The sequence below is a fragment of the Streptomyces sp. NPDC085596 genome, from assembly GCF_044541565.1.
In the GTDB taxonomy this organism is placed as follows: domain Bacteria; phylum Actinomycetota; class Actinomycetes; order Streptomycetales; family Streptomycetaceae; genus Streptomyces.
This window is the reverse complement of record NZ_JBITTC010000011.1, coordinates 125,462-142,675: the sequence shown is the minus strand read 5'-3', so window position 1 is coordinate 142,675 and position 17,214 is coordinate 125,462. Positions and strand designations below refer to the sequence as shown.

At 72.4% G+C, this 17,214-nt stretch carries 16 protein-coding genes; 9 read left to right on the top strand and 7 right to left on the bottom strand.

From position 1 onward, the window contains the following. Positions 1 to 90: 90 nt before the first annotated feature. Both ACIGA3_RS27555 and ACIGA3_RS27550 read right to left on the bottom strand, forming a co-directional pair. Positions 91 to 1,158, bottom strand: coding sequence for a hypothetical protein (locus ACIGA3_RS27555; RefSeq protein ID WP_399720812.1), 1,068 nt, complete (start codon positions 1,156 to 1,158; stop codon positions 91 to 93). Positions 1,159 to 1,612: 454 nt separating this feature from the next. Continuing rightward, the gene (locus ACIGA3_RS27550) at positions 1,613 to 2,662 is read right to left on the bottom strand and encodes a Ku protein (protein ID WP_399720811.1); all 1,050 of its coding nucleotides are present in this window, start codon (positions 2,660 to 2,662) and stop codon (positions 1,613 to 1,615) included. Positions 2,663 to 2,727: 65 nt separating this feature from the next. Here ACIGA3_RS27550 and ligD point away from each other — a divergent pair, with 65 nt between their 5' ends. The 8 genes from ligD (at position 2,728) to ACIGA3_RS27510 (ending at position 10,319) form a co-directional block, all read left to right on the top strand. Next, complete coding sequence (ligD, locus tag ACIGA3_RS27545; RefSeq protein WP_399720809.1) at positions 2,728 to 3,609, top strand: non-homologous end-joining DNA ligase; 882 nt, start codon at positions 2,728 to 2,730, stop codon at positions 3,607 to 3,609. 144 nt (positions 3,610 to 3,753) lie between these two features. After that, positions 3,754 to 4,173: an SH3 domain-containing protein gene (locus ACIGA3_RS27540; RefSeq protein ID WP_399720807.1), complete on the top strand. Its 420-nt coding sequence runs from the start codon at positions 3,754 to 3,756 to the stop codon at positions 4,171 to 4,173. Between the two features lie 25 nt (positions 4,174 to 4,198). Further along, entirely contained in the window at positions 4,199 to 5,560 is a 1,362-nt protein-coding gene (locus ACIGA3_RS27535; protein ID WP_399720806.1) for an FtsW/RodA/SpoVE family cell cycle protein, read from the top strand. A gap of 32 nt (positions 5,561 to 5,592) precedes the next feature. Next, positions 5,593 to 7,050, top strand: coding sequence for a penicillin-binding transpeptidase domain-containing protein (locus tag ACIGA3_RS27530; protein ID WP_399720949.1), 1,458 nt, complete (start codon positions 5,593 to 5,595; stop codon positions 7,048 to 7,050). Positions 7,051 to 7,179: 129 nt separating this feature from the next. Beyond that, a complete protein-coding gene (locus ACIGA3_RS27525) occupies positions 7,180 to 8,118 on the top strand; it encodes a diiron oxygenase (protein WP_399720804.1) in 939 nt (312 codons plus the stop codon). 65 nt (positions 8,119 to 8,183) lie between these two features. After that, positions 8,184 to 8,843, top strand: a complete 660-nt coding sequence (locus ACIGA3_RS27520; RefSeq protein ID WP_399720802.1) for a TetR/AcrR family transcriptional regulator — start codon at positions 8,184 to 8,186, stop codon at positions 8,841 to 8,843. 4 nt (positions 8,844 to 8,847) lie between these two features. Further along, positions 8,848 to 9,159, top strand: coding sequence for a hypothetical protein (locus ACIGA3_RS27515; protein ID WP_135789774.1), 312 nt, complete (start codon positions 8,848 to 8,850; stop codon positions 9,157 to 9,159). 113 nt (positions 9,160 to 9,272) lie between these two features. Then, positions 9,273 to 10,319: an NlpC/P60 family protein gene (locus ACIGA3_RS27510; RefSeq protein WP_399720801.1), complete on the top strand. Its 1,047-nt coding sequence runs from the start codon at positions 9,273 to 9,275 to the stop codon at positions 10,317 to 10,319. Positions 10,320 to 10,363: 44 nt separating this feature from the next. Here the strand turns inward: ACIGA3_RS27510 and ACIGA3_RS27505 are convergent, their stop codons facing one another. Genes ACIGA3_RS27505 through ACIGA3_RS27485 form a run of 5 tightly spaced genes read right to left on the bottom strand, consistent with a single transcriptional unit; the run spans position 10,364 to position 15,978 of the window. Further along, positions 10,364 to 11,620: a styrene monooxygenase/indole monooxygenase family protein gene (locus tag ACIGA3_RS27505; RefSeq protein WP_399720799.1), complete on the bottom strand. Its 1,257-nt coding sequence runs from the start codon at positions 11,618 to 11,620 to the stop codon at positions 10,364 to 10,366. Positions 11,621 to 11,650: 30 nt separating this feature from the next. After that, complete coding sequence (locus ACIGA3_RS27500) at positions 11,651 to 12,307, bottom strand: GTP-binding protein (RefSeq protein ID WP_399720797.1); 657 nt, start codon at positions 12,305 to 12,307, stop codon at positions 11,651 to 11,653. Then, on the bottom strand, positions 12,288 to 12,710 hold the full coding sequence (locus ACIGA3_RS27495; protein ID WP_399720795.1) for a DUF742 domain-containing protein: 423 nt from the start codon (positions 12,708 to 12,710) through the stop codon (positions 12,288 to 12,290). The genes ACIGA3_RS27500 and ACIGA3_RS27495 overlap by 20 nt, the downstream gene beginning before the upstream one ends. Beyond that, entirely contained in the window at positions 12,707 to 13,207 is a 501-nt protein-coding gene (locus ACIGA3_RS27490; protein ID WP_399720793.1) for a roadblock/LC7 domain-containing protein, read from the bottom strand. Before ACIGA3_RS27490 ends, ACIGA3_RS27495 begins: the two co-directional genes overlap by 4 nt. Next, on the bottom strand, positions 13,204 to 15,978 hold the full coding sequence (locus tag ACIGA3_RS27485) for a nitrate- and nitrite sensing domain-containing protein (protein ID WP_399720791.1): 2,775 nt from the start codon (positions 15,976 to 15,978) through the stop codon (positions 13,204 to 13,206). The genes ACIGA3_RS27490 and ACIGA3_RS27485 overlap by 4 nt, the downstream gene beginning before the upstream one ends. A 381-nt stretch (positions 15,979 to 16,359) precedes the next feature. Here ACIGA3_RS27485 and ACIGA3_RS27480 point away from each other — a divergent pair, with 381 nt between their 5' ends. Beyond that, on the top strand, positions 16,360 to 17,148 hold the full coding sequence (locus tag ACIGA3_RS27480) for a protein phosphatase 2C domain-containing protein (RefSeq protein WP_399720789.1): 789 nt from the start codon (positions 16,360 to 16,362) through the stop codon (positions 17,146 to 17,148). Positions 17,149 to 17,214: the final 66 nt, after the last annotated feature.

Genomic DNA, 17,214 nt, shown 5'->3' with positions numbered 1-17,214 from the left:
TGCCCGGTCATCCGCGCTTCCTTGGCCATTGCCGGGCGAAGATCACCCTTTTCGGGGACGCCGTGACCTGCTGAAACGTTGCTGTGGCGGTCAGTCCGGCAACTCCGTCAGCGTTTCCTCGTTCTCGTTCGCAGCGTAAGGATGCACCGGGGAGACGGGGGTGTACGGCGTGAACCACGTGTCCGGGTCGTCGGGGACGGCGGCTTCGGCCGGGGTCGGGGGGTGCAGGGTGGTGGCGAAGGTTTCGAGGGCCTGGGTGACCTCGTCCGTCAGGAGGCTGTAGAGGTCGGCTGTCACCTCGGCCTGGTTCAGGAGGGACTTGAGGAGGAGTTCCTCGGCCAGGCAGGTGGGGTGGTCGAACGGGGGGCGGGTGAGCCGGCCCGTCAGGGTGATCGCGGTGACCGTGAGGCGGCGGGTGAACAGGACCGTGTACGTGTCCGCCAGGTGCGGGGGCAGGTCGTCCAGGATCATGAACGTGGCGTTGCTGCGGGCGACCGTGGGGCCGTCGTCCTCCAGGGCGGCCAGGTCGGTGAAGAGTTCGTCCACCAGGAGGTCGATGGCGTAGACCACGGCGCCCGCCGCTATCTCCGCCGCCTCCCTGCCCACCTCGCACTCCGGCACCGACTCGTGGTGGCCGAAGGCTTCCAGGGTGAACGACGTGAGCGCCGGGGCGAGTTCACGCAGCCGCGTGCGCATCGCATGGCTCTCGGAGTGGCCGGGGGTGTCCGGGGGCGCGGGCACCGTACCCGCCGCGTGGCGCCGGGCGCGTTCGGCCGGGTCGGACGGTGGGGCGTCGGGGCCGTCGGCCGCGTCCAGGCTCTCCTGGATGAGTTCGGAGTTCAGCTCCACCGCGCAGCGGGTCAGGCGCCAGTCGGCGAGCGGCTCGGTGCGTTCCATCAGCTCCGTCACCACCTCGCGCGCCGCTTCCTCCGCGAACTCCAGCGCCGGGGCGTCCACGAACAGCTTCAGCAGGGCCCCGCCGGGATGGGCGGCGATCACGTCGTCCAGCAGATCGACCTCCATGCCGTCCGGGCCCTCGACCGCCTCCAGCGAGTCGAAGCCCTTGCGCAGCAGGAAGACGACTCCCTCCCGGCGCAGCGCGTCGAGTTCCGGGGCCCCCTGGGGCGGGGCCATCGTCACGGTCACCACGTATGTCACATGTTCATCGTGCCTGAGGGTGCGCCGTTCGGGGAGGTGAATCCGAGGTACGGGACGCGGCCGCGTGCGCGGGCGCCGACCCTGGCTACGCGACTGATCCCGATCTTGGCCGCCGGGCGCCGGCCTGGCGTAAGCCGGCGCCACCACCCCAACTCCCCCGGCGGGGCGGCAAGGTGACCGAGGTGGGTGCGCATGGGCGGGGCGAGATGTGAACGGGGACCGGGGCGGAGAGGGCACGAGTGGGGCGCGCGGGCGTGAGCAGGGCAAGGTGACGAGCGTTACGCCATCGCCCCACCTCACACCACGGCCACGGCCCACGCCGACACCACGCTCACGCCCCCGCCCACCACGGCCACCGCCCACGCCGACGCCCCGCGTTCCCTCGTACCGGCGACTCCGGCACGCCTCACCCCGACCGCCCTCTCCCTCCTCACCCCGACCGCCCTCTCCCTCCTCAAGCCGACCGTTTCCCCTTCGCCGCCGACTTCTTCGCAGGCGCCTTCTTGGCCGCAGGCTTCTTCGCCGCAGCCTTCGAGGTGGACTTGGACGTGGACTTCGCCGCCTGCTTCCGTGCCCCCGCCCCCTCCCCCGCCTTCGACGTCGACTTGCGCGGGCTCGCCGTCTTCTTGGCGGCCGCCTTCCCCGTAGTGGCCGTCGACTTCTTCGCCCCCGTCTCCTTGGGGGTCCCCCGGCCGTGGAGGTTCCGCACCTCCGCCTCGCCCTCCCCGCCCCGGGACTCGCGGGCCTCGCGGACGCTCTTCTCCAGGGCCGCCATCAGGTCGAGGACCTTGCCGCCGTCGGCCGGGGCGGGGGCCTCGGGCGGGGTCTCGCCGGCGGCCTTGGCGGCGATGACCTCTTCCAGCGCCTCGCGGTACTCGTCATGGAGGTCGGCGAGGTCAACCTCGCCGAGGGTGTCCATCAGGGCGTCGGCGAGGTCCAGCTCCTGGTCGCGGACGGTGACGTCCACGTCCGGGGCGACGCCCTCGGGGGCGCGTACCTCGTCGGGCCAGAGCAGGCCGTGCAGGACGATGACGTCGCCGACCACGCGCAGCATGCCCAGCCGCTCCCGGCCGCGCAGCGCGAACTTGGCGATGGCGACCTTGCGGCTCCGCTTGAGGGCCTCGCGCAGCAGGGTGTACGGCTTGGCGGCGGGGGCTCCGGCGGCGGCGATGTAGTACGCCGCGTCCATCTGGAGCGGGTCGATGCGCTCGGCCGGTACGAAGGCGACGATCTCGATCGTGCGGGCGGTGGGCAGCGGGAGGTGGGAGAGGTCGTCCTCGGTGATCGGGATCATCTCGCCGTCGGCGCCCTCGTACGCCTTGCCGATCTCGGACTGGGTGACCTCGCGGTCCTCCAGTTCGCAGACCTTGCGGTAGCGGATGCGGCCGTTGTCCTCGCTGTGGACCTGGCGGAAGGAGACCGCGTGGCTCTCGGTGGCGTTCACCAGCTTGATGGGGATGCTGACGAGGCCGAAGGAGATGGCGCCGTTCCATATGGATCGCACGTGCCGGGTCCCTTCCGTACGGTTCTGATTTATCCCATTCGTCCCATTTCTGGGATTGTCATCCTATGACGCCAGTGACGGAGGTGGAGGGGCGGCGGGTCACGCTCAGCAATCTGGAGAAGGTGCTGTATCCGGAGACCGGCTTCACCAAGGGCGAGCTGCTGCACTACTACGCCACCGCCGCCGGGGTGCTGCTGCCGCATCTGCGCGACCGGGCGGTGTCCTTCCTGCGCTATCCGGACGGCCCGGGGGGACAGGTGTTCTTCACCAAGAACGTGCCGCCGGGTACGCCCGACTGGGTCACGACCGCCGAGGTCCCCCGTTCGGCGGGCGCGGCCCGGATGGTGGTGGTCCAGGACCTGTCGAGTCTGGTGTGGGCGGCGAACCTGGTGACCGAGTTCCACACCCACCAGTGGCTGGTCCAGACCCCGGACGAGGCCGACCGGCTGGTGTTCGACCTCGACCCCGGCGCGCCCGCGACGGTCGTCCACTGCTGCGAGGTCGCCCTGTGGCTGCGGGAGCGGCTCGCGGCGGACGGGATCGAGGCGTACGCCAAGACCGCCGGGTCCAAGGGGCTGCATCTGCTGGCGGCGGTGCGGGGCGGCTCGTCGGGGGAGGCGAGCGACTACGCCAAGGCGCTCGCGGTGGAGGCGGAGCGGGCGATGCCGGGGCTGGTGCTGCACCGGATGACGCGCAGCCTGAGGCCGGGCAAGGTGTTCGTCGACTGGAGCCAGAACGCCGCCCGCAAGACCACGGCCGCCCCCTACACCCTGCGCGCCCGCAGCGCCCCGACCGTCTCGACGCCGGTCACCTGGGACGAGGTCGAGCGCTGCCGCGAACCGGCCGACCTGGAGTTCCTGGCCGAGGACATCACGCCTCGGGTGGAGCGGTACGGGGATCTCCTCGCGGGCCTGCTGGACCCGCGGCGGGCGGCCCGGCTGCCGTAGTCACACCCTCCGGGGGCCGGAGGCGGGCCGAGTGGAGCAAGGACACGGGACTCCCCTCCCCGATGGCCCACTGCGGCGCGCAGGCGCACCCTGGGGCTCCTAATGTGGCGGTTAGTCAGTTCCGACCGCTTTCGGAGGTCTTCCATGTCCCTGCGTTCCGTCCTCTTCCACGGCCTGGCACTGGCGGCCGTGACGGGCGTACTGCTCGGCGGGGCCGTGCCCGCCGGTGCCGCGGACGGCCCGGCCGGCGGTGCGCCGGCCGCTCAGCAGCAGGACGGCGCCGGGGGTCCCGACGGGCACGCGGGCGGCCGGGGCGACCGCGACCCGCGCCGGTACGAGGGTGTGGTCACGGCCAAGGGCGGCATCTGGCTGCGCGACCGCCCGGACCGCGGCACCCGCCGCATCCGGTTCGCGGCGCAGGGCGAGCACGTGTCCATCTACTGCAAGGTGAACGGCGACCGGGTGAGCGGCAACCCGCTCTGGTACCTGCTCACCGACGGCACCTGGGCGTGGGCCTCGGCCCGGTACATCGGCAACGTCGGGCCCGTCCCGCGCTGGTGCTGACGACCCGCCAGCGGAACACCAGCAGATGACCCAGGCCGGGACCGCGCCGCCCGCCTCCCGAGCGACCGCCCCGAGCTCTCGGCTGCCCCGGCGGCGCGGGGTGGAGCTGGCCCTGATCGTGCTGGCCGTGCTGCTGTCGGTGTACGGCTACTGCGCGGTGGGCCTGGCCCGCACCGGTGCCGTGCCGCCCGGCGCGGTGGGCTACGGGGCCGGGCTCGGCGGCCTGGCGCTGCTCGCGCATCTCGCGGTGCGGCTGCGCGCGCCGTACGCCGATCCGCTGCCGCTGCCCATCGCGGTGCTGCTGAACGGGCTCGGGCTGGTGCTGATCTACCGGCTGGACCTCCAGACCCCGGCCGACCGGGCGGCTCCGGCGCAGCTGGTGTGGTCCACGCTCGGGGTCGGGCTGTTCATCGGGGTGGTGCTGGTGCTGCGCGACCACCGGGTGCTCCAGCGGTACTCGTACGTGTGCGTGGCGGCGGCGCTGGTGCTGTTGCTGCTGCCGATCCTGTTCCCGGCGGTCAACGGCGCCCGGATCTGGATCAGGGTCGCCGGGTTCTCCATCCAGCCGGGCGAGTTCGCCAAGGTGCTGCTGGCGGTGTTCTTCGCCGCCTACCTGGCCGCGAACCGCAGCGCGCTCGCGTACACCGGGCGCCGGATCTGGCGTTTCCAGTTCCCGACCGGGCGGGTGCTCGGGCCGATCGTGACGATCTGGCTGCTGAGCGTCGGTGTGCTGGTCCTGGAGCGCGACCTCGGCACCTCGCTGCTGTTCTTCGGTCTGTTCGTGGTGCTGCTGTACGTGGCGACCGGCCGGACGGGCTGGATCGCGGTCGGTCTGGTGCTCGCGGTGCTCGGCGCGTGGGCGGTCGGGCACCTGGAGCCGCATGTGCACGGCAGGATCGAGGACTGGCTGCACCCCTTCGGCACCATCGACGCCGGTCAGGGCCCCAACCAGCTGGCGCAGTCGCTGTTCGCGTTCGCGGCCGGCGGGATGTCCGGCACCGGGCTGGGGCTCGGCCACTCCACGCTGATCGGCTTCGCCACCAAGTCGGACTTCATCCTGGCGACGGCCGGTGAGGAGCTGGGCCTGGCCGGACTGGCGGCGATCTTCCTGCTGTACGCCCTGCTGGTGGAGCGCGGCTTCCGGGCGGCCCTCGCCCTGCGCGAGCCGTTCGGGCGGCTGCTGGTGGTGGGGCTGTCCTCGATCCTGGCGCTCCAGGTGTTCGTGATCGCGGGCGGGGTGACCGGGCTGATCCCGCTGACCGGCATGGCGATGCCGTTCCTCGCCCAGGGCGGCTCCTCGGTGGTCACCAACTGGGCGATCGTGGCCCTGCTGATCCGGGTGAGCGATTCGGCGCGCAGCCAGTACGACGGCGAGGAGGCCCCGTGAGCGGACCCGGCGAGTACGGCGGCAACCACCCGATGGCCCCGTACATCCGGCACGCGCTGGCCTTCTGCGGCCTGCTCCTGCTGGCCCTGCTGGTCAACGCGGCCCGGGTGCAGGTCGTTGAGGCGAACAAATACGACGGCAATCCGGCCAACCGGCGCGCGGCCATCGCCCGTTATCAGCAGCCGCGCGGGAACATCCTGGTCGGTGGCGCGCCGGTGACCGGCTCACGCGACACCGGCGAGCAGCTGCGCTACGAACGCACCTACCGGGACGGCCCGTTGTACGCCCCGGTGACCGGCTTCGCCTCGCAGCGGTTCGGCTCCACGTTCCTGGAGCACGCGGAGGACGGGCTGCTGTCCGGCACCGATCCGCTGCTGTCGGGGTTCCCGGTGTGGAACGACGTGGCGGGTGAGCCGGGGCCGGGCGGGAACGTCGTCACCACGCTGAACGCGAAGGCGCAGCGGGCCGCGTTCCGGGGGCTGGGCGGGCGCAAGGGGGCGGTGGCGGCGATCGAGCCGGCCACGGGCAAGGTGCTGGCGCTGGTGTCGACCCCGTCGTACGACCCGGCGCGGCTGTCGGGGAACGGTGCGGGCGCGTCGGCGGCGTGGGAGCGGCTGAACGCCGATCCGGACAAGCCGATGCTCAACCGGGCGGTGCGGCAGACGTATCCGCCGGGGTCTACGTTCAAGGTGGTCACGGCGGCGGCCGCGCTGGACGCGGGGGTGATCACGGATCTGGACGCGCCCACCGACTCCCCCGACCCGTACCGGCTGCCGGGCACCACGACCCGGCTGACCAACGAGGCCGACGGCTGCCGGGACGCCTCGCTGCGGGAGGCGTTCGCCTGGTCCTGCAACACGGTGTTCGCCAAGCTGGGCGTGGACGTGGGACTGCCGGACATGTCGGCGACGGCGCGGGCCTTCGGCTTCAACGACACCGGGCTGAGGGTGCCGTTCGCGGTGTCGCCGTCCACCTTCGACACGGTGGTGGACAAGGCGCAGCTGGGGTTGTCCTCGATCGGTCAGTACAACACGCGGGCGACCCCGCTCCAGATGGCGATGGTCTCGGCGGCGGTGGCGAACGGAGGGCAGGCGCGGGCGCCGTATCTGGTGGAGCGGACCACCCGGTCCGGGGGCGAGACGGTCGCGGGCGGCGCCGCGCATCCGCTGACGCGGGTGATGCGGCCGTCGACGGCGTTCCAGCTGAAGGAGCTGATGCGGGACGCGGTCGAGCGGGGCACGGGCGGCAACGCGGCGATCCGGGGTGCCACGGTCGGCGGCAAGACGGGCACCGCCCAGCACGGGGTCGGCAACACCGGGGTGCCGTACGCCTGGTTCGTGTCCTGGGCGCAGGCGGACGGCACCCCGGAGCCGGAGGTGGCGGTCGCGGTGGTGGTGGAGGACGCCTCGGCGGACCGGGGGGAGATCAGCGGGGGCGGGGACGCGGCGCCGATCGCCCGGGACGTGATGCGGGCGGTGCTGGGGTCCTGAACCGGGCGCGGCTGTAAGGGGGTTCGTCGTCGGTAAAAGTCGTGCGTAAGGGATTGACGCCCTTGCTGACACGCAGTCTCATAAGAGGCGGACGACGACGTACCCCCCGGCTGACGAGGTGACGGAGCCATGACGACCCTGACGGAAGCGGACGCGCTCGACGGGCTGCGCGACGCGCTGGGCCTGCTCAAGGACCGGGAGCAGGTGGCCGAGCGACTGCTCGTCTCTTCCGCCAAGCACTCCTTCGACCCGGACAAGGAGCTGGACTGGGACGCGCCCTTCGAGGAGGGCAAGTGGTTCTGGCCCCCGGAGCTGGTGTCGCTGTACGGCACCCCGCTGTGGCACCGGATGAGCGAGGAGCAGCGCATCGACCTCTCCCGGCACGAGGCGGCCGCGCTCGCCTCGCTGGGCATCTGGTTCGAGCTGATCCTGATGCAGCTGCTGGTCCGGCACATCTACGACAAGCCGGCGACCAGCGCCCATGTGCGGTACGCGCTCACCGAGATCGAGGACGAGTGCCGGCACTCCAAGATGTTCGCCCGCGTGATCACCCGCGGCGGCACCCCCTGGTACCCGGTGAGCCGGGCCCACCAGAACCTCGGGCGCCTGTTCAAGACCATCTCCACCACGCCCGGCTCCTTCACCGCCACCCTGCTCGGCGAGGAGGTGCTGGACTGGATGCAGCGGCTGACCTTCCCCGACGAGCGGGTGCAGCCCCTGATCCGGGGCGTCACACGCATCCACGTGGTGGAGGAGGCCCGGCATGTCCGGTACGCCCGTGAGGAGCTGCGCCGCCAGATGGTGACGGCGCCGAAGTGGTCGCGGGAGTTCACCCGCGTCACCTCCGGCGAGTTCGCGCGGATCTTCTCCATCGCCTTCATCAACCCGGAGGTGTACACCAACGTCGGCCTCGACAAGCGCGAGGCACTGGCCCAGGTCAAGGCCAGCGGACACCGGCGCGAGGTGATGCAGACCGGCGCGAGCCGGCTCACCGACTTCCTGGACGAGATCGGCGTCCTGCGCGGCGCCGGGCGGCGGCTGTGGAAGGCGTCGGGCCTGCTGGCGTAGCGGCGGACGACCGGAAGCGCCCGCTCCGGGAGGCGGCCGGGGAGGGAGCGATTACGCTGCCAGGCATGACCCCGCAGGCCGCCACCCCCGCCTACCGACGCCTCAGTGTGGAGCAGCGCCGCAGCCAGCTTCTGGACTCGGCGCTGTCCCTCTTCGCGCACCGCGCGCCCGAGGACGTGTCGCTGGACGACGTGGCGGAGGCGGCCGGGGTCTCCCGCCCACTGGTCTACCGCTACTTCCCCGGCGGCAAGCAGCAGCTGTACGAGGCCGCGCTGAAGTCGGCCGCCGAGGCGCTGCGGCTCTGCTTCGACGAGCCCCGGCAGGGGCCGCTGACACCCCGGCTCGGGCGCGCCCTGGACCGCTATCTGGCCTTCGTGGACGAGCACGACACCGGGTTCAGCGCGCTGCTCCAGGGCGGCAGCGTGGTGGGCACCTCCCGGACGACGGCCATCGTGGACGAGGTGCGCCGGACCGCCGCCGAGCATCTCTTCAGCCACCTCGGGGTGGCCGAGCCGGGGCCCCGGCTGCGGATGACGGTGCGGATGTGGATCGCGGCGGTCGAGGCGTCGTCGCTGATCTGGCTGGACGACGGCAAGCAGCCGCCCCGGGACGAGCTGCGGGACTGGCTGGTCGAGCAGTTCATTGCCGTACTGGTGGTGACCGCCGGGCGCGACCCGCAGACGGCGGCCGTCGTCGCCGCGATCAGCGGGGATGACCGACACTGAGGGCGTGAAGAGTCAGGACACCCCCTTCGAGGGCGGCCCGATGGACGGCCGGGTGCTGCCCGTGCTGCTCGGCCCGACCGGCCACCCCCCGAAGACGTACCGCATCCCCGTCCCCGACGCGGCCGGCGGCCCGCCCACCGTGCTGGTCTACCGGCGCACTCCGCGCGGGCACACCAAGAGGCTGGGGCTGGTGCGGGGGTGGAAGTACGTGCACGACCCCGAGGGCCTGGGCGACGCCGACCGGCTCCGCTGGCCCTGGTCCCGGCCGAGGCGGGACAACACGCCGCACGGCAAGCCGGACGACCCGACCGGGTGACAAGGTTGCGCCGGTCCGCGCACGTTCGGCTGGCGGACCCGGCGGGACGCGGCAGAAGCTCGCGGTAGGGAGTGGGCGGGACGTCCGCCGCTCCTCGCACCGGAGGTGATGTCGTGTCAGGAACCTTGCTGCGCCTGGCCTGTACGGCCGCGATGGCGGCCCAGGTCGCGCTCGCGCCCGTGTCCGCGGTGGCCGCGCCGGAGCCGCAGCGGCCGGTGGCCGAGCTGCTGACGGACCTTCAGCGGCTGTACCGGCAGACCGAACAGGCCACCGAGACCTACAACGCCACCGCGGAGAAGCTGACCGCGCAGCGGTCCGAGGTGAAGCGGCTGGACGGTGAACTGGCGCAAGCCAAGCTGGCGTTGCAGGGCAGCCGGGGTGAGGCCGGACGGCTCGCCCGCCAGCAGTACCAGAACAACTCGGGCTTCTCCGTCTACGTCCGTCTGCTCCTCGCCGACGACCCGCAGCAGGCGCTCGACGAGGGCCATGTCATCGGCCGCGTCGCCACCGACCGTGCCGCCACCCTGGACCGGCTGACCGGCGCCGAGAAGCGCGCGGACGCCCTGGCCAGGTCGGCCCGCAAGGCCCTGGACACCCAGCTCACCCTGGCCGCGCGGCAGAAGAAGCAGCGCGACGACGTGACGAAGCGCCTGTCCGAGGTGGAACGTCTCCTCGCCTCGCTCACCCCGGAGCAGCAGGGCGAGGTGTCCCGGCTGGAGCAGGACGGCGTGGCCGAGGCACAGCGGCGCCTCACCGAGGCCGGCACCCTCGGGGACGACGACCGGCCCGCCTCGGCGGAGGGCGGCCAGGCGGTCCGCTACGCCCTGGACCAGATCGGCAAGCCCTACCTCTGGGGCGCGACGGGCCCCGCCTCCTTCGACTGCTCGGGCCTGACCTCACGCGCCTGGGCCCGCGCGGGCACCCCGATCCCCCGCACCAGCCAGGAACAGTGGGCCCGCCTCCCCCACGTCCCCCTCAACACCCTGCGCCCCGGCGACCTCGTCATCTACTTCCCCGAAGCCACCCACGTCGCCCTCTATCTCGGCGACGGCAAGGTGGTCCAGGCCCCCCGCACCGGCGAGAACGTCAAGATCTCCCCCCTGGCGGCCAACCCGGTCCTGGGCGCCGTACGACCCGACGCGGCCCCGCGCCGCCTGTAGCAGGCGGGCACGGGGCCGGAGGATCGTCGGGGTGTCGGCGCGCGTCAGGCTCCGGCGGCGACCGAGCCCACGTACGCCTCCGTCTTCGCGGGGTCGTAGAAGAAGTTCTCGAAGTCGGCGGGGTCGTTGAAGCCGTTGGCGAAGCGGTCGGCGACCGGCTGGAGCTGGCCGGCGGCGCCGATGAGGTTGAGGATGTGCTCCGGCGGCGGGGCCAGCATGGCGTTGGTCCACTTGGTGACGTGCTGGGCGGTGGCCCAGTAGCGGTCGAAGGTGGCCCGCATCCACTCCTCGTCGAAGGGCTGCTCGCCGTGCTCCAGGATGGAGTCGAGGTAGGCGGCGGCGCACTTGGACGCCGAGTTGGAACCCTGGCCGGTGATCGGGTCGTTGGCCACGACCACGTCGGCCACACCGAGGACCAGGCCGCCGCCGGGCAGCCGGCCGACGGGGTTGCGCACGGTCGGCGCGTAGCGGCCCGCGAGAGTGCCGCCGGCGTCGGTCAGTTCGACCTTGGTGGCGCGCGCGTACTCCCAGGGCAGGAACTTCTCCATGAGTTCCAGGGTCAGGGAGAGGTGCTCGGTGGGGTCCTTGACGCCGTTGAACACGTCGAGCGGGCCACCGGGTATGCCCTCCCAGAACAGGATGTCCGCGCGGCCCGAGGTGGTCAGGGTGGGCATCACGAACATCTCGCCGACGCCGGGCACCAGGTTGCAGCGGACCGCGTCGAACTCCGGGTGCTCCGGACGCGGACCCAGCCCGTGCACGTACGCCACCGCGAGCGCGCGCTGCGGCTCGGTGTACGGGGAGCGCTCCGGGTCGCGGCCGAACATCGACACCAGCTCGCCCTTGCCGGCCGAGACCAGCACGAGGTCGTAGGTGCGGGAGAAGTAGTCGAGGTCGCCGACGGCCGCGCCGTGGATGACCAGCTGGCCGCCGCGCTGGGCGAAGGTCTCCATCCAGCCGGCCATCTTCACCCGCTGGTCCACCGACTGCGCGTACCCGTCCAGCTTGCCGACCCAGTCGATGGCCCGCTGGGAGGGGCCCGGGTCGAAGGAGCCGGGGGCGGCGACCGAGACGCCGAGCCCCTCGATCTTCGGGGCCTGGGACTCCCAGAAGTTCAGCTGGAGGTCACGCTCGTGCTGGAGCGCCGTGTCGAACATGCACTGTGTCGACATGACCCGGCCGGAACGGATCTCGTCCGCCGTCCGGTTGGACATCAGGGTGACCTCGTAGCCGTGCGACTGGAGGCCGAGGGCGAGCTGGAGACCGGACTGGCCGGCTCCGACGACGAGTATCTTCCGCATGCGGGGGTGTCTCCTACGAGGGGCTGGGGACTACTCGGGGGTTACGTCGAGCGCGTGGCCCACCAGGGCCAGGAGGGTCTCGATCGCTGAGATCCGGCGCCGCGCATCCATGATCATGACAGGGATGTGGGCGGGTATGGTCAGTGCCTCCCGCACGTCCTCCGGCCCGAACATCTCGCTGCCGTCGAAGTGGTTGACCGCGACCACGTACGGCAGGCCACAGCTCTCGAAGTAGTCCAGCGCCGGGAAGCAGTCCTTGAGCCGCCGGGTGTCGGCCAGGACCACGGCGCCTATCGCGCCGCGCACCAGGTCGTCCCACATGAACCAGAACCGCTGCTGGCCCGGCGTGCCAAACAGGTAGAGCACCAGGTCGTCGTCGAGCGTGATGCGGCCGAAGTCCATGGCCACGGTCGTGGAGGTCTTGCCCGGCGTGGCGGTGAGGTCGTCGGTCTCCTCGCTCGCCTGGGTCATCAGCGCCTCGGTCTGGAGCGGGGTGATCTCCGAGACCGCGGTGACCAGGGTGGTCTTGCCGACGCCGAACCCGCCCGCCACCACGATCTTCGTGGCGACGGGTGCCCGGCTGCGGTCCTGCTGCCAGGACTTCAGTTCCTCGACGGGCTCGGCCACGCCGTCGACGAGAGGAGCGTTCCCGACGGGGGCGGTCACGTCAGAGACGGCGGAGTCCACTCAGCACCCTTTCCAGCAGCGCGCGGTCCGGACGGCCGGTGCCGTGACCGGTTCCGGTGCCGTAAACACGGATCTTTCCCTGGTCCGCGAGGTCGCTGAGGAGCACCCGGACCACGCCGAGCGGCATTCTCAGCAGCGCGGCGATCTCGGCCACCGTGCGCATACGGCGGCACAGTTCGACGATGGCGACCATCTCCGGCATCACACGCGGAGCGGTGCCGTTCGCCAGTTCCCTGCGCTCCTCCGGGGCGTCGAGCGCCGCGGTGGTGGCCACGAACGTCTCCACCAGGAGGACGTGGCCGAAGCGGGTGCGGCCGCCGGTGAGCGAGTAGGGGCGCACGCGGGCGGCCTTGCGGTCGCTGCCGCGCGAGGGGAGCTGCGTCTTCCTGACGATGGTGCTCATCGGCTGCTCCCGCTCGGCTCGGACTCCATGGATTTCCGCAGTTCGCTGCGGAGTTCCGGGGTCAGCACATGTCCGGCCCGGCCGACGAAGAGCGCCATGTGGTACGCGATCACGCTCATGTCGCACTCGGCGGAGCCGTGCACACCGAGCAGCGAGCCGTCGCTGATCGACATGACGAAGAGGCTGCCCTCGTCCATGGCGACCATGGTGTGCTTGACCGAGCCGGAGTCCATCAGCTTGGCGGCGCCCACGGTGAGGCTGCCGATGCCGGAGACGATGGTGGCCAGGTCGGCGGCGGAGCCTCGCGGGCCCTTGGTCACCGGCCGGTTCTGCCGCTCCGCCTCGGTACGGCTGGGGTCGGACGACAGCAGGAGCAGGCCGTCGGAGGAGACGACCGCGACCGACTGGATACCGGGTACTTCCTCGACCAGGTTGGTCAGCAGCCAATGCAGGTTGCGGGCTTCACTGCTCAGTCCGTAGGTACTGGGCGTGGTCAACTGCTTGCCTCCTCGGCGTGGCCCCCCGTGGATTCTTCGGCGTTTTCGCTGGTGGTGGGCCGCTGGTTCTGCGCCGTGTGCTCGGCGATCTCCGCTTCCACGTCCCGGTAACCGGCCTGTGCCCCCTGGCGGAAGCCGCCGAGCCTGCGGCGCAGGGCCTCGGCGTCCACACCGGTGGCGCGCGGGCGGGGCGGGGCCTCGGGAGCGGTGATCTTCGGGGTGCGCTTGGGCAGACCCTTACTCGTCAGCTCCTCCTCCGTCTCGTCCGGGGCGCGGTCGTGCGTGGCCTCGGCGGGGAGGGGGGCGGCGGGCTCGGGGGTGACGGGCTCGGGGGTGACGGGCTCGGGGGTGACGGGCTCGGGGGTGACGGGCTCGGGGGTGACGGCCGCGTCCCCGTCGGCGGGGGCGGCCGGCGGGAGCAGCAGCTCCATCGTGGTCTCGGGGGCCGACTCCGGCAGCGCCTCGGGCACCTTGTCGGGCACCGTCTCGGGCGGCAGTTCGCGGGTGGCCTGCCTCGGGATCACCGCCTCGCCGCTCTCCAGTACGGCCTTCTCGGCGAGGGCGACGAGCGGGTCGGTGCCCTTGAGACGGCCGCGCAGCACGTTGGAGTTGGCTTCGGCGTCGGCGCCGGGCAGCGAGAAGCTCTGGGTGGCGGCCGTGCGGGTGGCGTGGTGCGGGACCGCGCCGACGGGGGTCTCGGCGAGCAACGACTGCGGCAGCACGACGACGGCGGCGACCCCGCCCTGCTTCTGCTCGCGCAGCTGCACCCGGATGCCGTGCCGGTGGGCGAGCCGGGCGACGACGTACAGCCCGAGGCCGAGTCCGTCCTCGCCCTCCTGCTCGTACGGCGACTCCGGGTCGAAGTCGGCGAGGCGGCCGTTGAGCCGCTCCATGCGCTCGGCGGCCATGCCGATGCCCTCGTCCTGCACCGACAGCATGACCTCGCCGGACTCCAGCAGCCAGGCGGAGACCTCGACGGGCAGGTCCGGCGGGGAGAACGAGCTGGCGTTCTCCATCAGTTCGGCCAGCAGGTGGGAGAGGTCGTCGGCGGCGAAGCCGACCACATGGGCGTGCGGGGGCAGGGCGGCGATACGGACCCGTTCGTACCGCTCGATCTCGCTGACGGCCGCGCGGACCACGTCGACCAGCGGGACCGGCCCGTGGGCGGGCTGGATGTGCTCGGTGCCGGAGAGGACCAGGAGGTTCTCGCTGTGCCGGCGCATGACCGTGGCGAAGTGGTCCAGCTTGAACAGGGTGGCCAGCCGCTCGGGGTCCTGCTCGCGCTCCTCCAGCCCCTCGATGACGGAGAGCTGGCGCTCGACCAGGCCGAGGGTGCGCAGCGCGAGATTGACGAAGGTGCCGCCGATGCTCTCCCGCAGCCGCTCCAACTGGGCGCTGGAGTCGGAGAGTTCGGTACGCAGCGCCTCGCGGGCGTCGGCCATCTTCTGCCGCTGGCCGACCAGGTGCTTGCGGTCGGCCTCCAGGGTGGCGACCCGCTCGTGCAGGGTGACGGCGTGCGCGTGCAGGGCATTGACGGAGCGGACGACCTGGGCGAACTCGTCGTTGCGGCCGGTGAAGGCGATCGGCTCCTGCCCGGCGAGGTCCTCGGCGCCGGCCAGGCGGGCCGAGCCCCGGCGCAGCACGGACAGCGGCCGGGTCAGGGTGCGCGCCATGGCGGTGGCGATGCCGACGGTGACCAGCATCAGGGCGCCGAGCACCGCGATACGGATCTCAAGACCGGTGACGTCGTCGTCCCGGAGGGTGGCCAGCTTCTGCCCCTGGCGCTCGTAGAGAGCGGACTCGGCGCCGCGCATCAGGTCGACGCGGGCGGAGAGCGCGGCGTCCAGCTTCTTGGCGCTGACGGCGAGCTGCCGGTCGCCGAAGGCGGGCTGGGCGGTGAGGAAGTCCAGGTACTTGTCGGCGGAGTTGACCTCCGGGCCGGTGACCGTGGAGTCGTAGGAGGTGACGGCCTCCTTGGGCGCGGTCTCGCGGAAGGTGGCGAGACCGGCGTCGGCGCGCAGCCGGGCCCGCTGGGCGGCGGCGGTGAGCGCGTCGCGGCGGGCGGTGTCGGCCTCGGTGCTGCCGCTGGTGGTGACGGGCAGCCCGGTGACGGGGCTGATCACGGTGCGGGGCGTGGAGGGGACGCTGAGCGCGGCCAGCAGCAGGCCGCGCGCGGCGGCGGACTGCTGGACGGCGGAGTCCAGTTCGGCGAGCGCGTAGGCGCCGGAGCCGGCGCGCGGGGGCGTCCGCTCGGCCAGTTCCTCGGCGAGCCGGTGCAGTTCGGTGATGGTGGCCGAGTACGCCTGGTGGGTACGCAGCGCGTCGGACTTGCCGGTCAGGGCGGTGCGGCGGACGGTGGCGATGCCGTCCAGCGCGGTACGCAGCCGGGCCGGCAGGTCGGTGTCCGCGCGCAGGTCCTCGACCTGGCGGTCGACGCGGGTGCCGCGCTGCTCGGAGGGCGCCTTGGTCTTCGGGCGTCCGGCGGCGACATAGGAGGTGACCTCGTCGCGTTCGTCGGCCAGCGAGTGGGCGAGCGCGAGGGCGTCCTGGGTCTCCTCCGCCCGGGTCACCAGCTCCTGGGACTCATGGAGGTCCCCTGAGGCGGTGAGCAGGGCGGGGGCGCCTGCTCCGGCTATGGCGGCGGCCACCACGGCCACGGCGACGATCAGCCGGTTGCGCACATGGGTGGGACGTCCAGCGCCCACGGGGGTCTGTTCGGTCCCCTGGGGGGCCGTCTGCCTGCCTGTGCGCCGAGGCCGCTTCTTCTGCACCGGTGCTCGCAATCCTGAACTCGTCTACGGAAGGGCCGGGCGGCGCCCCGTCGTCTCGGTGCCAAGTGGTGCGTACACCCGGTTCGTGGTTCCCGACCCTCCCAGCGCCGGTGGGCAGTGGCCGCGCATCACCTGACCCGCCACCCGAAGGAGTGAACATCGGAGGGGAGTTGGCGGGCAAGTCGTGACGGCGCGCCGGGCACCCTTGCACGGCGGGCCGGTTGGACGCGGGGGGCAGGCTTTGGCAATATTCGCCGCCACGCATTCCCGGACCATGCCATTTGCCGCCAATTCCGGCGCCCGAGCCGCTCGGTCGCGCCAAGGAGGGCGCACACTCCGGCCGTTGCCCCGCCTCGTGAAGGGTTCGTGCAGACTGGCGGGATGCGCACTGATCTCGTCTCGGAACCCGGCGGCGCCGACCGGCCCAACGAGGACTTCGCGGGTGTCGGACTACCCGCCTGCGGTCAGGGCGGTTGCGTGATCTTGCTGGACGGAGTGACACCGCCCCCGCACCCGCCGGGCTGCTCCCACCCGGTGCCCTGGTTCACCGCCCGGCTGGGCGGCGCGCTGACCGAACTGACCGTTTCCCACCGAGATCTGACGCTGGCGGAGATTCTCAGCCGGGCGATCCGCCAAACATCCGAGGCCCATCTGATCACCTGTGACCTTTCTCACCCGCGTACGCCCCAGGCGACGGTGGTGCTGGTCCGCTGGTCGGCACAGACGGTCGAGTACCTGGTGCTCTCGGACTCCGCGCTGCTGCTGCGCGCCCCGGACGGCACGGTGACCCCGGTACTGGACGACCGGCTGGACCGGCTGCCGCGTACGGCGCTGGCGAGCGCGGAACGGGTGGACGCCGAGCTGCGCAACAAGGAGGGCGGCTTCTTCACGGCCGCCGCCGACCCCTCGGTGGCCCGGCGCGCGGTCACCGGCACGGTGCCGCGCGGCCAGGTGCGCTCACTGGTGGCGCTGACGGACGGCGCGGCCCGCTGGACGGAGAAGTTCCACGAGGGCGACTGGACGGCCCTGTTCGACCTGGTCGCCAAGGAGGGCACCCGCGCCCTGGTGGACCGGGTGCGGGAGCTGGAGTCGGCGGACAGCGAGGAGCGGGCGTTCCTGGGCCGCAGCAAGACGCACGACGACGCGACGGCCGTCCACGTGGAGCTGTGAGGGCCCCCGCTGTGAGGGCCCCGCTGTGAGGGCCCCCGCTGTGAGAGCGCTGCGAGGGCCCCGAGA

What these genes read in the sequence shown, in the direction of transcription:
- ligD (WP_399720809.1), top strand. Translation starts at nt 2,728, where the DNA reads ATGACGCCAGTGACGGAGGTGGAGGGGCGGCGGGTCACGCTCAGCAAT.
- ACIGA3_RS27540 (WP_399720807.1), top strand. Translation starts at nt 3,754, where the DNA reads ATGTCCCTGCGTTCCGTCCTCTTCCACGGCCTGGCACTGGCGGCCGTG.
- ACIGA3_RS27535 (WP_399720806.1), top strand. Translation starts at nt 4,199, where the DNA reads ATGACCCAGGCCGGGACCGCGCCGCCCGCCTCCCGAGCGACCGCCCCG.
- ACIGA3_RS27530 (WP_399720949.1), top strand. Translation starts at nt 5,593, where the DNA reads ATGGCCCCGTACATCCGGCACGCGCTGGCCTTCTGCGGCCTGCTCCTG.
- ACIGA3_RS27525 (WP_399720804.1), top strand. Translation starts at nt 7,180, where the DNA reads ATGACGACCCTGACGGAAGCGGACGCGCTCGACGGGCTGCGCGACGCG.
- ACIGA3_RS27520 (WP_399720802.1), top strand. Translation starts at nt 8,184, where the DNA reads ATGACCCCGCAGGCCGCCACCCCCGCCTACCGACGCCTCAGTGTGGAG.
- ACIGA3_RS27505 (WP_399720799.1), bottom strand. Translation starts at nt 11,620, where the DNA reads ATGCGGAAGATACTCGTCGTCGGAGCCGGCCAGTCCGGTCTCCAGCTC.
- ACIGA3_RS27495 (WP_399720795.1), bottom strand. Translation starts at nt 12,710, where the DNA reads ATGAGCACCATCGTCAGGAAGACGCAGCTCCCCTCGCGCGGCAGCGAC.
- ACIGA3_RS27480 (WP_399720789.1), top strand. Translation starts at nt 16,360, where the DNA reads ATGCGCACTGATCTCGTCTCGGAACCCGGCGGCGCCGACCGGCCCAAC.